General features: G+C 50.2%; 23 protein-coding genes. 18 read left to right on the top strand and 5 right to left on the bottom strand.

The features are described 5' to 3' along the window. Nucleotides 1-245: 245 nt before the first annotated feature. Genes B7989_RS05140 through B7989_RS05130 form a run of 3 tightly spaced genes read right to left on the bottom strand, consistent with a single transcriptional unit; the run spans nucleotide 246 to nucleotide 7659 of the window. Nucleotides 246-2990: a DEAD/DEAH box helicase gene (locus tag B7989_RS05140; RefSeq protein WP_088627501.1), complete on the bottom strand. Its 2745-nt coding sequence runs from the start codon at nucleotides 2988-2990 to the stop codon at nucleotides 246-248. After that, nucleotides 2990-4726 (bottom strand): site-specific DNA-methyltransferase, encoded by a 1737-nt coding sequence (locus B7989_RS05135; protein WP_088627500.1) that lies wholly within the window; start codon nucleotides 4724-4726, stop codon nucleotides 2990-2992. Before B7989_RS05135 ends, B7989_RS05140 begins: the two co-directional genes overlap by 1 nt. 11 nt (nucleotides 4727-4737) lie before the next feature. Next, nucleotides 4738-7659, bottom strand: coding sequence for an ATP-dependent DNA helicase (locus tag B7989_RS05130; protein WP_088627499.1), 2922 nt, complete (start codon nucleotides 7657-7659; stop codon nucleotides 4738-4740). Nucleotides 7660-7946: 287 nt separating this feature from the next. Here B7989_RS05130 and B7989_RS05125 point away from each other — a divergent pair, with 287 nt between their 5' ends. After that, nucleotides 7947-8144 (top strand): hypothetical protein, encoded by a 198-nt coding sequence (locus tag B7989_RS05125; protein ID WP_088627498.1) that lies wholly within the window; start codon nucleotides 7947-7949, stop codon nucleotides 8142-8144. Nucleotides 8145-8228: 84 nt separating this feature from the next. After that, nucleotides 8229-8687, top strand: a complete 459-nt coding sequence (locus B7989_RS05120; protein WP_088627497.1) for a hypothetical protein — start codon at nucleotides 8229-8231, stop codon at nucleotides 8685-8687. A gap of 21 nt (nucleotides 8688-8708) precedes the next feature. On the opposite strand, the gene B7989_RS05115 is transcribed toward B7989_RS05120, so the two are convergent. Then, nucleotides 8709-9092 (bottom strand): hypothetical protein, encoded by a 384-nt coding sequence (locus B7989_RS05115; protein WP_088627496.1) that lies wholly within the window; start codon nucleotides 9090-9092, stop codon nucleotides 8709-8711. Nucleotides 9093-9247: 155 nt separating this feature from the next. Between B7989_RS05115 and B7989_RS05110 the strand changes: the two genes are divergently transcribed. The 7 genes from B7989_RS05110 to B7989_RS05080 all read left to right on the top strand — a co-directional run bounded on the left by B7989_RS05110 (nucleotide 9248) and on the right by B7989_RS05080 (nucleotide 13755). Further along, nucleotides 9248-10366 (top strand): DUF2213 domain-containing protein, encoded by a 1119-nt coding sequence (locus tag B7989_RS05110; RefSeq protein ID WP_088627495.1) that lies wholly within the window; start codon nucleotides 9248-9250, stop codon nucleotides 10364-10366. Between the two features lie 3 nt (nucleotides 10367-10369). Then, a complete protein-coding gene (locus B7989_RS05105; RefSeq protein ID WP_088627494.1) occupies nucleotides 10370-11137 on the top strand; it encodes a hypothetical protein in 768 nt (255 codons plus the stop codon). Nucleotides 11138-11149: 12 nt separating this feature from the next. Next, nucleotides 11150-12067: a major capsid family protein gene (locus B7989_RS05100; RefSeq protein ID WP_088627493.1), complete on the top strand. Its 918-nt coding sequence runs from the start codon at nucleotides 11150-11152 to the stop codon at nucleotides 12065-12067. Nucleotides 12068-12169: 102 nt separating this feature from the next. Then, entirely contained in the window at nucleotides 12170-12529 is a 360-nt protein-coding gene (locus B7989_RS05095) for a hypothetical protein (protein ID WP_088627492.1), read from the top strand. Continuing rightward, complete coding sequence (locus B7989_RS05090; RefSeq protein WP_088627491.1) at nucleotides 12472-12936, top strand: DUF4054 domain-containing protein; 465 nt, start codon at nucleotides 12472-12474, stop codon at nucleotides 12934-12936. Before B7989_RS05095 ends, B7989_RS05090 begins: the two co-directional genes overlap by 58 nt. 19 nt (nucleotides 12937-12955) lie before the next feature. After that, nucleotides 12956-13288, top strand: a complete 333-nt coding sequence (locus tag B7989_RS05085) for a hypothetical protein (RefSeq protein WP_088627490.1) — start codon at nucleotides 12956-12958, stop codon at nucleotides 13286-13288. Further along, complete coding sequence (locus B7989_RS05080; RefSeq protein ID WP_088627489.1) at nucleotides 13285-13755, top strand: hypothetical protein; 471 nt, start codon at nucleotides 13285-13287, stop codon at nucleotides 13753-13755. Before B7989_RS05085 ends, B7989_RS05080 begins: the two co-directional genes overlap by 4 nt. A gap of 149 nt (nucleotides 13756-13904) precedes the next feature. On the opposite strand, the gene B7989_RS14150 is transcribed toward B7989_RS05080, so the two are convergent. Then, nucleotides 13905-14081: a hypothetical protein gene (locus B7989_RS14150; RefSeq protein ID WP_233144255.1), complete on the bottom strand. Its 177-nt coding sequence runs from the start codon at nucleotides 14079-14081 to the stop codon at nucleotides 13905-13907. Nucleotides 14082-14264: 183 nt separating this feature from the next. On the opposite strand from B7989_RS14150, the gene B7989_RS14145 reads away from it, so the two are divergent. The 9 genes from B7989_RS14145 (at nucleotide 14265) to B7989_RS05035 (ending at nucleotide 20655) form a co-directional block, all read left to right on the top strand. After that, nucleotides 14265-14876, top strand: a complete 612-nt coding sequence (locus B7989_RS14145; RefSeq protein ID WP_233144254.1) for a DUF3383 domain-containing protein — start codon at nucleotides 14265-14267, stop codon at nucleotides 14874-14876. A gap of 11 nt (nucleotides 14877-14887) precedes the next feature. Then, nucleotides 14888-15295, top strand: a complete 408-nt coding sequence (locus B7989_RS05070) for a hypothetical protein (protein WP_074207714.1) — start codon at nucleotides 14888-14890, stop codon at nucleotides 15293-15295. 3 nt (nucleotides 15296-15298) lie between these two features. Next, nucleotides 15299-15700: a phage tail assembly chaperone gene (locus tag B7989_RS05065; RefSeq protein ID WP_074207713.1), complete on the top strand. Its 402-nt coding sequence runs from the start codon at nucleotides 15299-15301 to the stop codon at nucleotides 15698-15700. Then, nucleotides 15637-15972, top strand: coding sequence for a hypothetical protein (locus B7989_RS05060; protein ID WP_074207712.1), 336 nt, complete (start codon nucleotides 15637-15639; stop codon nucleotides 15970-15972). The genes B7989_RS05065 and B7989_RS05060 overlap by 64 nt, the downstream gene beginning before the upstream one ends. Nucleotides 15973-16354: 382 nt before the next feature. Further along, entirely contained in the window at nucleotides 16355-17887 is a 1533-nt protein-coding gene (locus B7989_RS05055) for a hypothetical protein (RefSeq protein ID WP_144264968.1), read from the top strand. Further along, the gene (locus B7989_RS05050; protein ID WP_088627486.1) at nucleotides 17884-18639 is read left to right on the top strand and encodes a phage baseplate protein; all 756 of its coding nucleotides are present in this window, start codon (nucleotides 17884-17886) and stop codon (nucleotides 18637-18639) included. The genes B7989_RS05055 and B7989_RS05050 overlap by 4 nt, the downstream gene beginning before the upstream one ends. Further along, the gene (locus B7989_RS05045) at nucleotides 18636-18980 is read left to right on the top strand and encodes a hypothetical protein (RefSeq protein ID WP_088627485.1); all 345 of its coding nucleotides are present in this window, start codon (nucleotides 18636-18638) and stop codon (nucleotides 18978-18980) included. The genes B7989_RS05050 and B7989_RS05045 overlap by 4 nt, the downstream gene beginning before the upstream one ends. Further along, complete coding sequence (locus B7989_RS05040) at nucleotides 18980-19978, top strand: hypothetical protein (protein WP_088627484.1); 999 nt, start codon at nucleotides 18980-18982, stop codon at nucleotides 19976-19978. Before B7989_RS05045 ends, B7989_RS05040 begins: the two co-directional genes overlap by 1 nt. Next, nucleotides 19978-20655, top strand: a complete 678-nt coding sequence (locus tag B7989_RS05035; protein WP_088627483.1) for a Gp138 family membrane-puncturing spike protein — start codon at nucleotides 19978-19980, stop codon at nucleotides 20653-20655. Before B7989_RS05040 ends, B7989_RS05035 begins: the two co-directional genes overlap by 1 nt. The last annotated feature ends 6 nt before the right edge of the window (nucleotides 20656-20661 follow it).

Genomic DNA, 20661 nt, shown 5'->3' with positions numbered 1-20661 from the left:
AATCATAAGTTATCATTCCCTAACCAATCAACATATAGGGAGCTATTATGTTCTACAAAATGACAAATCTTAAATCAGCCATCGCTAGTATGCCTCGCGCGATAGCACGAAACGACCAGCCTACGCTCACCCACATTCATAGACTGGTCGTCGAACTCTTAATGCATCTTGACGAAGAAAAAAAAGAAAAAAACAAGGCCAAGCGTGAGAACGCCCAGCCCATTGTAGAGGAAATAGATAAAGTTCTAAGTAAATACAGAATTAAGACTTGAACTCGGTGCATCAATCGACTTCATTCCAAAATTTTCTGCACTTTGTTCAATAAATTCTTGCAGAATCATATTTGCATATTTACTTGGAATAAATACATAGTGCATCTTATGCGATTTGAACATCTGCTGCGCATAATCCACCTTCGCCTGAGTCGTTGGTGTATCAACTAGGTGTTCGCCCTTGATTTCAACAATGTAGAACTCTCCTGTATTCATTTCCACAAGAAAATCTGGATAATAGGAACGCAACGAATGTGTTTCCGGGTCTATGTAGCGAACATAAAAATCCGACTGTCCATTTGTCAGCATACCAGTAAACCAAATATGTTTTATCTTCTCGTTATTGAAAAGATTTCTGTCAAAGAAAGCCCTCTCGGAAGTCGAATCAAATCCATAGCCGGAAAGGTCGAAACTTTTCTTATTGCCACTAATTTGATTGTACTTCGAGTAAAGCGTGGATTCATCGCTTACGAAATCATCATCATCAAAGCGCATCCTGTAGAATCTTTGACCAGATTCATCTACATTCTCAAACGGGGGTTCTTTAACGATATATCTTGTGACTGGACGCGGTTCGCTTTCCTCGTACTTAACCTCATACAGCTTTGAGAATAGCTTCGGAATCACATAATCGTAAAGAATGTCATTGGAGTAATTTACCTTTTCCAGGATGACAGATATTCCTTCTTCAACCTTATCGAGAAGGTCACGGATTTCTACAGGAGAATGACGGGCTACATTTTTGGAGGAATCATCGCGGTCTTTTTCGTGTTGAGTCAAGAAGATGGATAACTCTGCGACAAGGCTTAATTCGGTAAAGTGGCGTTCGCCTTCAGATTGAACATCTTGACGAATTGTAGCACTGTCTATATTCGTAAGAGAGTGTTTTCCCACTGTTTTGTGATACTTCGATTCTTCGAAGTCTTCATCAAAAAGACGGAAATGACCTGGTTTTAATTCTGTGATAACAAATTCTGGCACCCGTTCATAAACCGTCACAGGGACTTTTTCGCGAATATAAATGCGGCGTTCGGGTTTTGACTGGGAGGGTTTTGAAGTCAAGTCTTCCACAGACATTCTGAAATTATCTCGCAACTCGTTTGCGAGAATTTCTTTGTTCTCGGAAGAAAGGAACACGTTTCCACGCAGTTGTTCTTGCGTTATGGAACGCAAACAGCGCATTGTCGCTTGTAGGACAAAAATCGTGCTTTTGGGCTTGCGGAATAGGGCCACCGCAAAAAGGCTGCGGCAGTTCCAACCTTCCTTACCCTTACCTACCAGAAGAATGAACTGTTTCTCCGACGATGATGAGTCAAGAAGCTGGAACTCACGAATATCGTCGTTCTTGGTATATTTGTCATCGCCAACATTTACCAAAATAGAATCAATGGATAGTCCATTGCTGGTGACGGCATTTTCAACAGCAGGTTTCAGTTCCTTTTCAAGTTCTTCAATGCTTGCTGCATAAAACGCTATTTTGGGAAGCATTCCCTCATAGCGTTTAAATTCACCATCCTTATTTCGATGCGTCGAAACGAAACGCCTTATTGTTTCGCTTACAAATTCCGCAGACTTGACATTATCGTAATCGAAAATGTCAACTTCCTTTAGATAGCCGTTGTGGATTGCACTTTTCAATCCGTATTCGTAAACAACTTCTGGCATCAAATGGTTGTCTACATAGGGGGTTCCTGTAAAGTTATAACAGGCTACAACACTCGAACCCGAAATCTTCAATTCTTCTGCAAGATTGTCGATTGTCAATCGCAAGCTCTTTTTGCTCGTTCGGTCAACGGCGCCTTTTAAGGATTCATCACCAATATGGTGAGCTTCATCCACATAGATGCCTAATTGGGGCAAACGTGTGAGCTTTGTATAACGCTGATTTGCCATAAGCTCACTTTCGTCGTCCAACTGGTATAAATCAGCGTTCACGCTATTTTGAGTATTTGCTTCCCAGGAATCCTTGAACAGAGATTCAGCGGCAGAATCGGGCGTATGTTTCTTTTTGAGAATGATTTTCTGGCTGGTAGAAATAATCAAATTATGGGTGGAATTGTCCGCTGTACTAAGCGATATTCCGTCACTATCAAGGAAATGGAACTTTATGAAAGAATCCAGAAGATTTGCATACTGGTCTCCCAAAATTTTTGACTTGTCAAATGTTTGAATTTCCTTGAGTGAATGCAAAACAGTTGTGTCAGGTGCTAGCACTAATGCGTTTTTGCAAAAGCGATTGTCCTTGGGAAATTTATTCGACAGAAGAAATTCGTAAAAGATGCAAAGCGCCATGAGAATGGTCTTACCAGTTCCCATAGTGAGCGAGAAAATATAGTTGGAATAATCCTGCTGAATGTTTCTTAACTGCTTAATAGCTCCATCAAATGATGCTGCATCCCTTGATGCAAAGAGGTCTCCTTCAATATCATGCAAATCGGTTGCATTGAGGCAGAAATCACCCCGATTATAACGCCAATCATCGAAAATATCCGCAAGAGAGCGATTATCAAGATATTCTTTAAGGAACACATACATTTCAAAAGCCTCATATTGAGGTCTTCTGAGGAAGGCGCCTGCATTATCGGGATTTGCATTTTCAAGAATTTTCTTAGTCAAATCCTTATAGTGCCTTCGAATCGCCCCTTTATTCTTTGAATAGAAATTCCAAAGATAACGGTAAAACGGCGTTTCAATTACAGACTCTTTTTTCTTAGCCATTAGAGCTTACTCCCTTCTACGCTAAAGGAGCCTTCCCAGCTTTCGCTAATGAGGTCCGTAATTTTCACATGGATTGTGCCTGCATCTTCGGGAACGTTATAAATTCCCTTTACAAGAGCATTCTTCGCTGGAATATCAGTAAGTGCAGGAGCGAACGCAACACCATCATAATTCCAGTCAATCATGACACTATCTACAAGTTCCTTCCAATCTTCAACATCCTGCTTTTCGAAGCTCAATTTCTGAAGCAAGTTCATCGGATAGAATTGCTCAATAGAGAGTTTTCCATTAGCAATAGATATTTTGGCGTCAGCATCGCGTTTAAATGTCAACTCCTTTTTGTCACGAAGGATGTCGATTATTTCCAAATCAACAACAAAACCCAAACTGGCCATTTTTTCATGGAACATCGCCTCCAAATTCGGGTCGTGGCCCATGCAAACAAATGTAATCTTTTCAACTGGTTTGCCTGGATTTTCATTTTGTTTCTTTTGCCAACTGGAAATATCAATGTTGGCAACAATCTTTTCAAACTCGCTAGCTGTAGCAATTCTGTTTATGCCAAGAATGGCAACCATTCGACCATCAAACTCCGCATCCCAGAGACTATTTTCTGGGAGGGCTTGCATTCCTAGCGCCTCGATTATCAACTTTTTCGCTTCAAGTTCATTACGGAAGAAATCATAATCGTTTACATTGTAGACTTCAAAACCTGTATATGTCTGAATGGATAGTAAATTTTTGTCTGCCATGCATTTAGACGCTGTGCTTATTAGTCTTTTTGTTGTTGTTTGAATAGCACCCAAATTTATATCTGCACCTATAAATTTTCGGCCAAGTTTCATTGCTACAGTTTGGGTTGTTCCACTGCCCATAAAACAGTCAAACACAACATCACCAGGATTAGACGACGCCTTTATAATTCGTTCAAGAAGAACTTCTGGTTTTTGTGTCGGATAGTCTACTCGTTCGTCTGTTGCAGAACCAACAGAAGGCATTTCCCATACATCACGGCAATATACCATTGAATACTGCAATCCATTTTCAGGGTCAATTTTAAAGTCACTTTTTTTAAAGCCATACTTATGCATCATATATGACCGTTCTTGCAATGGGTTGAACGTAAACCCACTATTCTTTTTTGAGTAAAAAAGCAGTGTGTCATGTTTCCTTGCCCAGCAAGTTTTGGATGCTCCACCTGTTTTATACAACCATGAAATTTCGTTCTGGAAACACTCAATTCCAAAGATTTCATCCATTATGTTGCGTAAATAATGGCTTTTATGCCAATCACAATGCAAATAAATGCTTCCCTTATCACTCAACAATTCTCTACAGAGAATTAGACGCTCGTACATAAATTGGAGATATTCATCATTTGTCCAAATATCGCCATATTGTTTTTCTTCAAAATTGGAAGAATCACTTTCTGCACTTTGATTTCTCAAAGAAATGGTTTTCTTATAATCAGCCTTCGAATCAAAGGGAGGGTCTATATAAATCAAATCGACCTGACCTCTACATTCCTTTAACAAATGGCTCATGACCTGTAAATTATCACCCCAGTATAACTTATTCATCCAGCCATCATCAGAAGGATGTCCATGAGTTTCTTTTAGTTGAGCAGGATAATAAGATGTTCCTGTAAAAGGGCGTTTACCGGCCCACCGCAGCTCAGGAAACCCTTTTATTGGTTCCCGATTAAACTCAAACATTTCAGTCTGTGATTTTGCCATGGTTTGATTCCTTATAAGCTGTTGCAGAAATTCTTGAGGTCGCATCCACCGCATAGCTTTTCACAACGCTTGCGAGCGTCCATCTTAAATTCCTTGTTTTCAATCTTGTTTACAACTCCATCTACCTCTTCAATGGTTCGTACAATGGAGGTTCTATTAAAGTCATAGGTGATAAACGGGCTTTCATCTTCCGCCCCAGTATAGTAAAGGTGCATCTTACTAACCTTCTTTCCATACCGTTGCTCGATTATATGGGCGTAAATTTCCAGCTGGCGCCTATATCGGCGTAACTTTTCTCGGCCATCTTCGCTATTCATGTTCGGCTTCTTTTCTGTTTTAAAGTCCAGAATCTCGACCGAATCTTTCTCACCACGAATAAGGTCTATTTTTCCTTCAAGGATATAATCGTCCTTTTGAAGCGTTACGGGAACTTCCGCGTCCTTAACTTTACTCCAGTCCCTTTGGGCAAATTCCACATAGTTTTTTACGTGCTTCTTAATCACCCTCAAAGCAGACTCACGCAGATACAAGCCGTTCATTTTTGCAAGCTGCTTATAGTTTTCCTGCATCCAGAAAGAAATGTTGTCGTCCGTGACCCTTTCTGGGTGGCCTTCCAAAACAGCCTTATGCACATCTTCAATCGTCTGATGAACAAGCGTACCGAACATGACGGCAGTCGTTCTTACGGGCGTAAATTCCAGCTCACGGAAAAACTTATACTGAACAGGGCAGTTTTCATAAAGCAAAATATGACTGGTGAAAGAATACTCATGCTTCACATTGGCTGCTTTCACCGTATCAAAGTCGGCAAGGCAGTTATCACCATCAAAAATTTCTGCCCAATTTTTCGCACGATGATAGACATTCGCGAAATATCTTGATGGGCTTGAATGTTCTGACCTTCCTCTTGTTTCCGTATTGTCCACACCAGTCAGCACCAGCAAATTCTGTGCTCGGCTAAAAGCCGTGTAGAAGAGGCGCCAAAAATCAAAGTATTTCATTCTTTCCAACGGCTCATAACTTTGTTCACCGTAATAGAAATTCTGAATATCTTCATCAATCTGCGTAAAATTCCTAGTCGGATGCGACTCCAACGATGCAACACAGGTAATCGGGAACTCCAATCCCTTACTCTGGTGAATTGTCATGAAACTCACGCATCCACTCGGAGTTATCATGTCGAAATCTTCATATTCCCCGATGCCGCCGTCATAAAGGAAATTCAGGTAGTAATTGAACAGGGCCTTTACATCTTTCTTCAAGGATTCTGGCTTGAACACGATGATATTGTTCAAATACTCAAACTTGGTAATAAGGCGACTGAACAGGGCAAGATTGTAAATGGGCCGTAAATCCTGCATTCCGCTATTGAGGTCAACATTCACCATCTTGCTAAACAAAGGGAATTGCAGCATTTCATAGAAAAGGTCTGCGAAGGTATAATTCGTATTCTCCTTTAAAAAAGCCAGCTCCCTGGACTTAGAAACAGCCCAGACTTGAAGCCGCTTATTCTCCTTATTGCTTCGCAGTTCATTGCCGAAATACACGGCACACTCATCGTAGTATCGCCAAACAGCTCTTTCTGAAGAGTTGTTCGTTCTAAGATATGCATTGACCAGGTCTGGGAACAGGAACGCATAGGCGCCTATGACAAGGCGGATTTCGCGACGTTCAAAGAACATATCCGAACGGGGCGAAAAAATTGGCACGCCCTTGGACTCGAGGAACCTTGCAAGCCCTGCAATACGCTCGTTCTTGACAGAACGGCAGAGCAGCGCAAGTTGATTGTAGTCCTTCAATTTCCCAGATTCTTTCAACCTGCAAATGAACTCGTAGAACCTTTCATACCAGGCTTCAATGCCATCACCCATTACCTTGATTACGCCTGGATATGACGTATTTTCGCGGTTTTGTTTTCCCGCATTTTCAATAACTTTTTCGTGACGGTAACGTTCTGTCCCGTTTCTGCCCTGCCATGACCCCGTTTCATTTCTATCCTCATAGGTATTCTGCATCCAGTGGTTATAGAAATCAATTACATCGGGGTGCGAGCGATAGTTCTTTGTTAGCTCAATTTTCTTACATACACCAGCAGGGAATTTATCTTGAAAACGAAGGATGTTTTCTACCGTAGCACCACGGAAACGGTAAAGAGCCTGGTCATCGTCACCCACAACGCAGATGCGATTCGCTGGCGCGGCAATCTTTAGAAGGATGTTTTCCTGGATTCGATTGGTATCTTGATATTCATCAATCATCATGTACTGGATGCGCTTGCGAATATCTTCAAGGACATACTCATCATCCAGCATTTTCCACATGTGCGTCTGAATGAGAGAAAAATCCAGGCAATTATCGGCATTCAACATTGCACGATAAACCTTAGTCACTTCGGCAAGGATAGGCAAAAGGGCGCTTTCCTTGCATTGGGACATTTTATCCAAGTCAAGATTTTCTTCTGCGACCTTGTTTACTAGCCCTGCAATTCTATCCGCTAAATTCCAGCCAAAGGAATCGTTGGTGAGTAAACCAATATTCGGAATTTTGTCAAACAGCTTGTGATTTTGATAAATCGTGTATTTCTGTTCAAAATCGTCCAGAACCCTGTAGTTCCGCTTTAAGCCTGTATGCTGTCTGTATTCTTCAAGGAAACGCAAGAAAATCGAATGGAGCGTTCCCACATACATATCGGAAATATTCACTGTTTTCCCAAGTTTCAATGCCTGATTTGAAATACGGGTAACGAGTTCCTTGGCTGCTTTTTCGGTAAATGTAGCCACAAGGATGTTTTCAGCGGGAACATTCTTGTCTATAATCAAATGGAGAACCCTATCAACAAGAGTCTTAGTTTTTCCCGCACCTGGGCCAGCAATCACCAAAAGAGGCGATTCAGTTGACTCAATGACGAGACGCTGTTGTTCGTTGGCTTCCATTTAAAAACACCTTACAGGGACAAAAGGGGCACGAATTGACCGGAACCCAAGCAGCACTTGGGGTTCGCCGTTATAGATAGAATTTTTCTGTTTAACACATTCATGATTTTTTTGAATTTTCTTTGATTTTTTTCAATTTATATTCAATTTCAAGTCACAAAATGTCAAAGAGAGCTTTTTTTGTAAAAAAACACTTATTAAACCTAACCAAATTAGGTTTTATTCATTCATTAAGCAACAACTGTTTGCACGCTAGGAGCCAACTTTTTACTAGCTTACGTCCCATTATGAACGAATACAAAATTTGGCTTATGGTCTGGATGCTCCGCATCCTTCTTTTCATAAAGCTCTGCATCGTGTTTGCAGCGTTCTTTTTCGTAAGGAACTACAAGCACATAAAGGAAAATGGCTTCAACGACATTTTCGTCTGTTGGCAGACCTGGTGGAGGGCCAGCGTGACCCTGTATAGGGAGCTAATGCGCTAAATCTCATAGCGGATAAACCCGCAAAATGACCTTGCCTTTATTTGGCATAATAGAGAACCGGTTCTTTGAGGTTATATTTAGGATATGGAACCAAACACAAAACTTACGCCGACAAAGCTCTGGATTCTCACACTCGTTACGATAACAGTAATTACACTTCTCGTTTTTACGGGAATCAAGTTGTTTGGCAAAAGCAGCGCGTCAATAAATAAAAACTCATCAACTTACACATTCGAGAGTGATGTTTGTTCCGTTTCTTTCAACCCGAAATCGGAACAGTTCACGACGAGTGATAAATGCTGGGAACCTGCAAGAAACAAGGCTGCATGGTTCATGATATGCAATTCTCCGAAAGTTGGAGACCTTGGGAGAGCCGTTGAGGTAAGAGTATTCTTCTTCCAAGGAAAATATGCTTACACCTACGCCTTTGATTTATGGCACAAGAAAATGGATTATAAATTAAAGGACTTTACAAAAGATATTGAGGATGGTCGCATAAAGGAATGTATGTACCAATACCCGATGAACTTGCCAAGCAAATAATTTTCCCCAATCATCGCCCGGTCATTTCGACTGGGCTTTTTTGTTTTCTTCCCACTTCTTCAAATGAGCCTCGATTTCCTCTGCCGTGAACAGGGGTTCTTCCCAGGCACCGTGGAATAGCACTTCCTCAAGCCATGTTTGACCTAAGCCGGACTCTTTCGAGTCTTTGACGTAGTGTTCCGTTATATGGTACATTCCGTCCTTCTGTTTGACATAGCGGATTTTTTCAAGCCAAAAGCCCGAACGATAAACGTAATGCCAACCGTCCACGGAAATGGATTCGTAGCGATGGTCCCAGTCAGCATTAAAGCCGTGACAGAATATCCGATACTGCTTTTCCGTCAATGGAAAATCGTAGTCGATGAACTTTGCGACCCAGTGGTCCTTATAGTTTTCCGTCAGCATGGCTTACCTCGTTCAAAAACAATATAAGACTTTTCCAATCTATCCGATTTCTTCCATACCGCGCTTGTAGCGCGTTTTTTGGTGTTTTTGGGGCTGTTTATAAGCCTTTAGGCGAAAACGCCTTGTAGAGCGTTCCTGCCGCTAGTTTTGGCGACATGAACGAATCGTTCCGCGACTATAAGGACTTCGACCAGACGGTTTTCACCCGTACCCCCGAAGGGTATCTCACGGGCAAAATCCGCGTCACTGGTGCTGGCGTGTTCAGCTACAGAACAGCCGAAGGTTTGAAGCGCAGGCTGCGCCCGGTCACGGAAGTTTCTGCTCAAGACAGCATTTCAACACTCAACTGCAAGCCCGTCACCCTGCTCCACCCGATGGAGGACGTTTCCCCGGAGAACGCGAAGAAGCTCCAGGTCGGATTCACCGCCAACGACGCAAGCTGGGACGGGCTGAACGCCTATGTCACAATGACAATCACGGATGCCGACGCCATCAGGGAAATGCTTGATGGCCATGTCCGCGCCGTTTCATGCGGCTACGATGCCGAACTCTACAAGGACAGCGGCAACTGGCAGGGCGTCGATTACGACGAGGTGATGAAGAATATCCGCTGCAACCATATCGCGCTTGTACGCGAGGGACGCGCTGGGGACGGTGTGCGTTTCAGAATCGGCGACAGCTCCGACTTCGACCGAATCTTTTGCGACAACGAAAACGCCCGCCAACGGGCAGGAGAAAACACCATGGGTAGAAAATTCATTATCGACGGTGCGGAATACGAGGCCGATGAAAAGGTCATCTACACGCTCCACGAGACTGAAAAGGCGCGTGACAGCGCAATCGAATCCAACAAGGCCCTCAAATCCCAGCTTGACGCCATGACCGCAGCCAGGGATGCAGCCATCACCGAACGCGACCAGCTCAAGGCATCGCTCAAGGACGAAAAGGAAATCGCCCGTCTCGTTGACGAGAAGGTCGCCTTTATCGCCAAGGCGCAGAAGCTCGGCATCGACATTAAGGCCCAGGATTCCGTGGAAGCCATCAAGGGAGCCTTCATCAAGAAAGCCTACCCCGAAATGGTGCTTGACGGAAAGAGCGCCGACTACCTCCAGGGCGCCTACGAAGCCGCCATGCAGAAGCTCGGCGACTCCGCACAGAAAAGTTCCCCGTTCGCTCCCAGCATGGAAAAGCTCAACGACGCTCTCGACACCGACGCGGCTTTCAATGCCATGAACGAGAAAATCAACTCCGCATCCATCAAGAAGGAGGGCTAGACCATGGCATTTGAAACTACCCCGTTCGGGGCTATTGCTGCCCCCGGTCTTGCGTTCCCGTTCGTAACGCACTCCATCGAGACTGGCATCCTCCAAGAAGATAAGGACAGCGAGGGCGGATTTGCGCTCTGGGCAAAGAAAGGTGTCGCTGGCGAAGCTGGAAAGGTCTATGTCAACCAGCCAGCAGGCAGCGAGGCCGTAGCCCGTGTTCTCGAACTCGAACCCGTAATGACCACGGCAAGCACCGGCACCGTCTCGGTCAAGGTTGATGGCGAAACCGTAGCCACGGCGAACGTCACCAGCGAATCCACCGTTGCATCCCTTCTCACGGCCCTTGCAAGCGCCTGGGACAGCGAAAGCGACTACAGCGCCGAGGCGAGCGAAACCAAGCTCACGATAACGGCAAAGACTGCTGGCGCGGAAGCCAACGCCGACGTGTTCAGCGCCGAATATAGCGAGGACTGCGGCTTTGGCGGCGACGTAAACCAGGTCACTGCTGGCGCCTCCGCAGAGTCCGCTGGCGTGTTCATCGGCATCGCCCAAAGAACGATGTTCAACGACTCCTACAAGGCGGGAATGACAGTCAATGTGCTCAAGAAGGGGCGCATCTGGGTTCGCGTTCTCGGCGAGGTCGTTTCCGGGGATGCCGCCTACGTCAACAACACAAACAACGCTTTCACGGCCACTTCGACCGACGGCACGGCAATCGTCGGCGGAACCTTCAAGAGCGACGCTGCCGACGGCGGACTCGCTGAACTGGAAATCGCATAAAGGAGAACAGGCATGATTTTTCAAGATAGCGAACTGAACAAACTCTCCCGTCTGTTCAACCAGATTATCAACGAGACCTACGGACTGGAACGCGAGTCCCTTGACGCGCTCTCGTTCATTCCTCCCCAGGCTGGAATAGGACAGTGGCTCCGCACCTGGACCTACAAGGTTCTTTCCGAAATGGGCGTCGCCAAGCTCATTTCGGACTATGCGGAAGACTTGCCGCCCGTTTCCCGTGCGCTGGAACTCAAGACCAATGACATTCGCGAATACGGCGTGTCCTACGGCTACAGCGAATTTGAACTCATGCAGTGGCTCACCGCCGGAATCGACCTTTCCCGTGACGAGGCTGAAACGGCCCGTCGCAAGATTGACGAAAAGGTGGACGAGGTGCTGTTTGTCGGCGACAAGGACGCGAACACCACGGGCTTCCTCAACAACGCCAACGTGCCGATGGTAATCGTGCCTACTGGCGCAAGCGGCGGCACTTCCATCAAGGGTAAGACGCTGCTCGAAATCATCGCCACATTCCAGGCCATGATTGACACCGTTCGCAACAACACCAGACGCACCATCAAGGCCGACACGGTTCTGTTGCCCCACGACGCTTTCGTCTATCTGTCCACTACCCCGAAGGACGAGAAGGGCGGCGACTTGACCGTCCTCGAATACCTCAAGAAGGTTTTCGCGAGCCAGGGACTTGTCAACTGGAAAGAATGTGCCAAGCTGGACGAAGCTGGCGAAGGCGGCACCACGCGAGCCGTTATCTACAAGTACAGTCCCAGTGTCCTTACGCGCTGCATCCCCATCCCGTTCAAGCAGGATGAACCGCAGAAGAAATCGCTGCACTACATGGTTCCCTGCTACGCGAGAATCGGCGGTGTTGCGTTCAAGAACATCAACGCCGTCGCATACGCCGACGGCCTGTAAGAATCCATCCGTCCCCAAACGGCTCCATCACCCCGCAACGCCCGTAGCTTTGCTGCGCGGGGCGGTGGAGCTTCCTTTTTCCGCACTTTCGAGGCTCTCACTATGCTCGTAATGAACAACCAGAAACGAACAGTCCACATCGGCTCTATCCTGCTTCTTCCCGGCTCCAACATAGTCGCGGACGGCAGCATCGACGAGACCCACCCTGTCATTAGGGCGCTGCGCGATTCCGGCAAACTCGTTTTCGAGCATAAAGTCACGGCCAACGTCGCGGCGAGCGCCATTTCCAGGGCAAGCACGCGACAGGTCGTTGACGACATTGAAAGGACGCAGAAGAAGCCCAACAGCTCCGTAAAGAAGGCTGCTGCCGCGAGACGGACTGAACTGGACGAGTTCGACGCCGAATGGGAAGAAGCGAAGAAGAAACAGCAGGAACAGCAAAAGGGAGCAACGGCCCTATGATTCCGCTTCCCATAGACGACAAGCAGAAGGCTGAACTGGTGGCCTACCTGCCCCAGGAATACGCACAGAGTCCGAGACTCGACGCATGGATTCTTGGCGCGTCGCATCACGTAGGCGCCTGCTACTTCAAGAAAGCCTACGTCTATGCGCTTTCGCTCATGGTGGCGCACATCGCGGCACTGGAAGCGCGTGGAAGCGACGGCGAGGCTGGGGCCATAGCGAGCAAGCGCGAGGGCGACATTGCCGTTTCCTTCGGCTCGACGAAATCGGAGGGCGACGACGGCTGGCTTTCCTCTACCAGCTTCGGGCAACAGTTCCTCCTTCTCAAGAAACAGTATTCGCCGCGTCCGCAAGTCACGGGCGGCATTCCTCTACGAGGGTTCTGCGGTGGCCACCCTATTCGCTAGGACATTCACCTATCACGAAATGTCCAAGCCAACGCTGGACAGCTTCGGGAACATGGTCGAAGGGACATTCACGACGCGCACGGTGCGCGGCACGATACAGCCCGTCACGGGCGAAGAAGCGATTGCCTACCAGGAGGGCGGAAGGAATACGGGCATCGTCAAAATCTACTCCAGCGAAAGGCTCGCGGCAAGAACACAGGAAGGGACGGAAGCAATCGGCTACGTGAAACAGGGAGGCTTTTGGTATGAAATTACGGATGAACTTGTCTTTGGAAACCTTCCTAAGATTACTCATTGGAAGTATATCGCTTGCAAGGTTCCTGCGGCACAAGTCCCGAAAGGACTGCAATGACCGTTGACGAACTCAAGGGCGCAATCTGCAAGTACTTCAACGACAGCGCGGATTTTTCCGCGCCGTTTGTCAAGAGTCCGACGAACAGCGCCGCGCCAGTCGGCACATACGTTTCCGTCGGCATTGACGGCGTCCGCCAATATGGCGAGAAGTTCACGCCCCCGCCCGGAAACCACCACTACCGTTTTTCGCAGGTCGCGACAGTCCATTTCGTCGAGGTTGAAGGCGACGGGGACACGCTCAGGGCAATTCGCAACGAATTGCAGCTCCCCGCATTTATCGAATACGCCCGGAACAACGGCTTCACGGTCTGGGACTTCACCAATATCGAGAAAATCGACACCTACGACGGCGACTTCTACGTGCGCCAATGGCGCTTCACGGCAACGCTCAACTTCATCGACAAGACACCCTCCGGCATTGAACGGATTGAGACCGTCCACCCGCTGGAACTGCAACCCATCTAGGAGGCAAAATGGCCCAGATAATCGACTCAATCGTCAAGATAAGCATAAACGAGGCGATTTCAACCGTCTCGACGACAAGCGTGAACACGCTTGCGCTGGTAGGCCCCGCCTCCAGCGAGGCGGAAAACCCGCCCGACTTCCTCGAATGTTCATCCGCCGAGGATGCGGAAGTTTTCGGCACGGACTCCCTGCTCTACGGCATGGTCGAGAGCGCGTTCGCACAGGACGCCTGCCCCGCGAAAATCGTCGCCATCAACGCGGACTCCTTCTCCGACGCCCTTGACGCGGTAAAGGCTGCGGAAGCCGCCAAACTCAACTTCTACCACATCGTCGCCAAGTTCGGTGACAGCTCAATCCCCTCCGCGTCCGCTTTCACGGGAAACGGCGGCTGGAACGGCTATCTCGGCGCGAACTTCAAGATTGTCCACCTGGAACTCAACGACACCTCCACGGACTTCGCCTCCATCAGGGCGCTCGCCCAGGCGCTTGTCGCGAGCACCAGCGACCGCGTGGCACTCTACCAGCACGCGGGAGCAGGGAACCTCGCTGCGGCACTCGTCTCGAACCGCTGCGCACTGGACTCGGCGCGTGGCAGCTTCGCCCACAAGAAGGTCAAGGGCGTGGAATACGATTCCTATACCAAGTCCCAGTACGACGCGCTCGTTTCGGACTGCATCAACGTCTATACGGTCGCCGCTGGCGAGGCGCGTCTTTTCATGGGCGCGACTGCGGGAAAGACTGTCCTTCTCGACAGCACGGGCGAACAGTCCCCCGCGAGCTTCATCGACAACATCGCCAAGGACGACTGGATTCGCTTCAATGTCCAGACGAAAATCTACTCGCTGCTCGGCGAGGCGAACGACGGCTTCGGCGTCAACTATGACGACAGCGGCATCAACTCGGTCGCCGCCTCAATCCTCCAGGTATTCTCCAAGGCCGCAGATACCGACCACCAGTACATCATGGACGGCTACACGGTCAAGGTGCAGACCTACGACTACCTCAAGACAAACTACAGCGCGGACGTGCAGGCCCGAAACCTGCCGCTTGTCAAGGGACGCTACTCGCGCATGAACTCCATCAACACCGTAAAGAACGTCGAACTGACGGTCACTCTCTAGGAGGCTAGAAAATGCTTGGAACATACGACCACACCATGGTCAACATTTCCGTCCAGGGCATCGCGCTCACGCACTTCAACGGCGATGTCGTCATTTCCAAGGAAGGCGACGACTGGGACGTTACCGAGGGCAGCAACGGCTGCGTTCAACGTTCCAAGATGGTGCGCAAGCTCTACACCGTCACCCTTCCCTTCATGCAGACCAGCCCCCAGCTCTCCAAGCTGGAAGCGCTGCGCGTCGCCGACGAGACGACGAAAGTCGGGCCCTATCCCTTCGCCTGTACCGACCTCAACGGCGCATACGTACTTCTCGGCCAGTGCTGGATTCAGTCCATGGGCGACGCCACCAAGGGACGCTCCGGCGGAACGCGAACCGTCACGCTGCGCGTCAAGGCGGAAGCCGCTTTTGAAGGAGCCTAAACGATGGAAGCGATAAACTTCAAGGTTGCATCCGACGAATACCAGCTTCTTCCCCATACGGGCTTCGACGCCATAGACCTCGACCGAAAGGTTCTCGGGCTTATCGGCAAGATGGCTCGCCAGGGTCTCGACATAAACGACGACGTGGAGGCTTTCGCGCTTCTCGCCAATACGCTCTCCGAGCTTTCCACGCCCGATTTCAAGTGGCTACTGGAAACGACGCTTTCCGCAGTCACCGTCGTCACCAAGGGGCAGAAGTTCGTCACGCTCGACAGCTTCGACGCCATCGCCGCGCATTTCGAGCAGAAGCGTTCGCAAATGTACGCGGTCATGCTCCAGGTGTGGAAACTGGAAAAGCTAAGCCCTTTCGTGACGGCTCCGGCGACGGAGCAGAATGGAGCCTGAACAGCTCCAACCCAATCGTCAATGCGTTCAGCGACGCGGACGCGAAGGACATTAAGGCCCTCGGAAAGATAGGCACGCTCAAGGGAGGCGCCGCCGACTACGCGCTTGTCTGGCGAATCGTCAAGACGGCGCGTGTCCCGCTTTCCGACATAGAGAAGAACTGGACTTTCGAGCGCATGATGAGCTTCGCCGCCTACATCGACATGGAGAACGACTACAGGAGCGCATGGGGCCAGTACTACAAGCAGAAGGAAAAGAACAAGAATGAATGACGAGAACGAGTTCGTACAGAAAGTTCGGTTCGAGGTCGAGGACACGGAACTATCCGCGTCCCTTGACCGTTTCCAGGCTGCTCTCGGCAGGGCTGGCGAAACGGCGAACAGGGAAATAGACGAAAGCCTCACCAAAGCCGCATCCAGCGCCAACGAGGTCGCGAAAGAGACCGCCAACATCGGCAAGGAAGCCTCCAGCGCCGCCAAGGAAACGCAGAAGATTTCAAGCGCATCCAGGGAGGCCAAGAAGCAGACGGACGCGCTCGACGGCGCCTTCTCCAAGCTCAAGGGCACAATCTCGGCAGCGGTCGCCGCCTACGCCGGGTTCCAGGGCCTTTCCAAGCTGGTCGGGTTCGGCAAGCAGACAGTCGAGCTTTTCAAGGTGCAGGACAGGGCCGAGCGTGCGCTCAAGTTCCAGATGCAGCGCAACGGCACGGATGCGAGATTTGGCGAATTGCAGCGATTCGCTGCGAACCTGCAAAAGAACTCCATGTACGGCGACGAGGCGCTTCTCAATGCCGCTTCCGTATGGTCGAACAAGATTAAGGACGTGGACAATAACAAGCGCATGATGCAGCTTGTCGCGGACTACACGGCCAGAACGACCAACGGCGCGGAAGTGGGTGCAGACCAGCTCAAGAGCTACACAATGACGCTCATGTCCGCATTGAGTGGGCGCGGCACCATGACGCTCGAACAGCAGGGCTTCGACACTACCGCCATCAAGGAATTGCAGAAGTTTAAGCAGAAGGGCGGAACCGTCACCGAGACGATGCAGGTGGAGGCGCTGGAAAAGACACTCGCGAGCGTCAAGGGCTTCGCCAAGGAAATGGCGAACACCGACGCGGGAAAGATTGCACAGCTACAGAACGAAATCGGCGACGTGAAGGAGGAAATCGGGCGCGAGCTTCTGCCCGTGTTCGCGGAACTCGCCCGTGAGGTAAAGGCGAACATCCCCTCCATCAGGAAACTGTTCGAGGGCTTCGCGTCCGTACTCAAGTCGCTTGTCAAGACCCTATCGGAGAACATAGGCACGATTTCGGCCTTTGCAGACGGGCTTGCGTCGCTTCTACAGCTGTTTTCCGTCGCGCCCATAAAGACTATGGCCTTTGCCGGTGCGCTAAAGTACGCCGTCCCGATGCTCGACGCAGCGACGAAAGGCTCGATGGCCTTCGGGGGCGCCCTTGGTGGTCTCGGAAAGAACTGGCAGAACCTTCTCAAGGCGGGACTGTTTACCGCCACCATCTGGGGACTGCAACAGATTTTCAAGCTGGGAAACGCCATAAAACAGGCGTGGAAGGAACATGAACGGCAGAACGCCATCGAGGGGGCCTCCGAGGTAAAGAAGCAGGTGGAAAGCGGCACCTACTTCGCCGACCTTCTGCGCACATACCGCCGCGACTTCCAGGCTCTCGGAACGCAGCCCGTCGAGATGGACGGATTGCAGAGAATGGCCGTCAACGAGAAGGGCGACTTCATCGACAGCGAGGGAAAGCCCATCGACTTCGCGACGCTCGGAATACCGCTTGCCGCACGCGAGCTGCAACGCAAGTACAATGTCGCCCGGTATTACGACGAGAACAAGGATGCCGCGAAGAAGTACGCGCAGAAGCAGCTCAACGACGCCTACATGATGAAGGGCGCAGACCTGGGCGCCGACGGCTACGGAAACGGCACGGCTCCCGAAGTGAACTTCACTCCCGTCGATATGGAAGCGGAAATACAGAAGGCGATGCAGGCCGCTGCAAAGAGCGCCAAGGGCGACACCAACATCACCAACATCGACTACACGAACAACATCACCACGGATTCCGACATGATGGCCAAGCTCATAAAGGAGAACCTGAGAACGCTTCTCCAGTCCCAGCTGACCTTCAAGACACGCGCCGAGGGCGTAAAGGCCCTTGCGCTATGATTGGAATACTCAACATCGCCCAACAGGCGTATTCACGCTACAGCCACCCGCCCCGAGCCATTCCCGCCTCGCTGTTCATGCGCAACGAGGAATTTGGCCTTGCCACGAAGGACGGGGACAGCAACTACATCTATACGAACATTCCCTTCGACCTGCTCATTGACGAAAGCCACGAACTGGATTTCGACATTACAGACCATGCCGTGGAAAACGGGTCCACCATCAGCGACCATGTGCAGCAGCGGCTCCGCACGGTCAAGATTACGGGAATGTTCACGAACCACCCGCTAAATGCATCCGCCGGATTCGTTGACGACAACGGAGAACTTACGGGCAAGTCGTGGCGAGAAAACCGCGTTGAAATCGACAACGCCCCCGCCATCACGAACACTGCTCTTTCCAGGTGGGAGGTGCTGACGAAATGCGCAAAGAGCCGCAAGAAGGTGCGCGTCATTACCAGCCTGGAAGTCTATGAGGAAATGGTCATTGAGAACCTAAAGGCGGACAGGGGCGCGGAGGACGGCGAGGCAATCAAGTTCTCCATGACCTTGCGCGAGATACGCACAGCCACCTTCGCGAGCGACAACATCACGGGCGAATGGGACGCGCCGCAGCCGCCACAACAGAATACAGCCGCAGAGCAGGCCATGTCAAGGAAGGCGAACGCTGGCAACGTATCGGGCGACGCGAGCGAGACAGCACAGGAAGCGGCGGCGAAGATGGACGAATCGCTCGGGAGGGACTACCAGTGATTAAGATTCCCGTGAATACGAACAACGGTTCATATCTTGTTGAAAAAGTGAATATCGAAGGGACGATGCTCAACATCCGTCTCTTGTGGAACTGGCGCGACGGCTTCTGGTATGGCGACTTCGAGACAGTCAACGGCAAGCGATGCGGCATCAGGCTCGTTCCAAATTCGCGGCTTCTGCGTTCCCACAACAACGTCCTCGAAAACGGCGAGCTTGCAATCTTCAAGCGCGAAAAGACCTGCGCGGAGCCGCTGAACCACGACAACCTGGGGAAAGCGTATATACTCCATTACCTGACGAAGGACGACGTAAACGTATTCATAGAGGCGGGGATGCTCTGATGGCTTTCGGACGCATTATCCACCTGTATGTCGGCAAGTTCGCCGTCGGAAACCTGACCTCGCAAAACTCGAAGGACTTTTCCCAGTTCGACATAGAGTTCGAGGTGACGCGCTCAATCGAGTGGTACGACAACGAGGCGACCATCACCATCTACAACCCCTCCCCGGAAGCGATAAACTTCATCATGAGCGAGGGAAACAGCGTACTGCTCCAGGCTGGCTACGAGGATGAAACCGTCGGCAACATATTCGTCGGGCAAATCGGCATGGCCGTACCCAGGCGCGTCGGCAGCGACGTGGAACTTGTCATTACCTGCGTCTCGGCGCGCGGGACATTCTACCAGCTTGCAAGGCTGAATTGTGCAATCCAGTTCGACAGCTCCGCCACCGTCAAGAAATGCTTGCAGGAGCTTTGCGACTATGCGGGAACGGCATTACGCGCCGGAAGCCAGAAGGAGCTTTCCCAGCCCATCGGGACGGAGTTCTGCATTTCCGGCACCTTCAAGCAGGCGGTCTGTTCTTTCCGCGACAACATACTTATTCCCAAGTTCGGGCTGCACCTCTATTTCGACAATAACGAAATGATTGTGGTGAACAGCGACGAAAAAAGCATCGAGGTGGAGGAAATCACGCTGGACTTCAAAAGCGGATTGCTCCAGGCAGAAGAAATTCGCGACGAGAGCCTGAACAAGGTCAACTTCGCGGACGACCCGTCCTATTATCTTTTCTCGCAGAGCGAGGCGGACGAACCCAACCAACAGAAGAAGCCCAGCAAGGAAATAGACCGCACGCGCAAAATCCACTTTACAGCGCTTATCTCGCCCAAGTACGCGCCGAACGTATTCGTTCGCATGGACTCAAGCAAGGGCGACTCCTACGACAGCGTAGGTTCAATGGCGATAAAGGGCGACTTCATCATTACGGAATGTACTTTCAGAGGTTCCAACATGGGCAGCGACTTCACCGTCGAATGTGACGCGAGGGAGGTGAACTGGTAATGGCCAACAGCATCGCGAAACTGCTAGACAGCTTCTTCGATAACAAGATGGAAGATTTCGAGACGGCTTTTCCCGCCGCCATCGAGAGCGTCAACGACGACGGGACAGTCAATGTACGCCCCAGCGTGAGGAACTGTCTGCGCAATATGCAGATGGAGCCGAACATGAAGGACGGCAAGCTCATGGTGATAAAGAATGTTCCCGTGCTATGGGCAGGGACAAAGACCGTCCACATTGAATATGAACTTGACAAAGGCGATACCGTTCTCTGCATCAGCTCCAGCAGGGACATTCGCAACTGGAAAAAAGAGAAATGGAACGAAGCCGCCTACGACCCCGTGAGCTTTTCAGGAAACGACCTGCTCAACCTTTTGGCAATCCCTTTCAGACGCATCCAGGAAAGCGCGACTACGGTCATAAACATCGACCGCGAAGGAAACGTGACCATCAAGGCGAGCGAGGTGAAGCTGGATGCCGAGAATGTCCTGATTACGGGCAAGCTGGATGTGGACGGGGATATTTCAAGCGGCGGGAACATCGCGAGCGATGGAGAAATTGAGGCAAGCGGCAAGGTCAAAGGCTCGGATTTTGCCACGCCGACGCTCACTTTCAGCAAACATATGCACCCGACAGCGGCCCAGGGCGCTCCTTCCGGGCCTCAACCGCTTGCACCATAAGGAACT

It is taken from the genome of Fibrobacter sp. UWB5 (assembly GCF_002210295.1).
Taxonomy (GTDB): Bacteria; Fibrobacterota; Fibrobacteria; order Fibrobacterales; family Fibrobacteraceae; genus Fibrobacter.
This window is presented reverse-complemented; position numbering and strand designations above follow the sequence as displayed.

Coding starts and splice junctions, on each gene's coding strand:
- B7989_RS05070 (WP_074207714.1), top strand. CDS start 14,888: ATGCTTGGAACATACGACCACACCATGGTCAACATTTCCGTCCAGGGC.
- B7989_RS05110 (WP_088627495.1), top strand. CDS start 9,248: ATGAACGAATCGTTCCGCGACTATAAGGACTTCGACCAGACGGTTTTC.
- B7989_RS05065 (WP_074207713.1), top strand. CDS start 15,299: ATGGAAGCGATAAACTTCAAGGTTGCATCCGACGAATACCAGCTTCTT.
- B7989_RS05130 (WP_088627499.1), bottom strand. CDS start 7,659: ATGGAAGCCAACGAACAACAGCGTCTCGTCATTGAGTCAACTGAATCG.
- B7989_RS05140 (WP_088627501.1), bottom strand. CDS start 2,990: ATGGCTAAGAAAAAAGAGTCTGTAATTGAAACGCCGTTTTACCGTTAT.
- B7989_RS05095 (WP_088627492.1), top strand. CDS start 12,170: ATGCTCGTAATGAACAACCAGAAACGAACAGTCCACATCGGCTCTATC.
- B7989_RS05135 (WP_088627500.1), bottom strand. CDS start 4,726: ATGGCAAAATCACAGACTGAAATGTTTGAGTTTAATCGGGAACCAATA.
- B7989_RS05100 (WP_088627493.1), top strand. CDS start 11,150: ATGATTTTTCAAGATAGCGAACTGAACAAACTCTCCCGTCTGTTCAAC.
- B7989_RS05090 (WP_088627491.1), top strand. CDS start 12,472: ATGGGAAGAAGCGAAGAAGAAACAGCAGGAACAGCAAAAGGGAGCAAC.
- B7989_RS05050 (WP_088627486.1), top strand. CDS start 17,884: ATGATTGGAATACTCAACATCGCCCAACAGGCGTATTCACGCTACAGC.
- B7989_RS05105 (WP_088627494.1), top strand. CDS start 10,370: ATGGCATTTGAAACTACCCCGTTCGGGGCTATTGCTGCCCCCGGTCTT.
- B7989_RS05040 (WP_088627484.1), top strand. CDS start 18,980: ATGGCTTTCGGACGCATTATCCACCTGTATGTCGGCAAGTTCGCCGTC.
- B7989_RS05125 (WP_088627498.1), top strand. CDS start 7,947: ATGAACGAATACAAAATTTGGCTTATGGTCTGGATGCTCCGCATCCTT.
- B7989_RS05115 (WP_088627496.1), bottom strand. CDS start 9,092: ATGCTGACGGAAAACTATAAGGACCACTGGGTCGCAAAGTTCATCGAC.
- B7989_RS05120 (WP_088627497.1), top strand. CDS start 8,229: ATGGAACCAAACACAAAACTTACGCCGACAAAGCTCTGGATTCTCACA.
- B7989_RS05085 (WP_088627490.1), top strand. CDS start 12,956: ATGTCCAAGCCAACGCTGGACAGCTTCGGGAACATGGTCGAAGGGACA.
- B7989_RS05035 (WP_088627483.1), top strand. CDS start 19,978: ATGGCCAACAGCATCGCGAAACTGCTAGACAGCTTCTTCGATAACAAG.
- B7989_RS05080 (WP_088627489.1), top strand. CDS start 13,285: ATGACCGTTGACGAACTCAAGGGCGCAATCTGCAAGTACTTCAACGAC.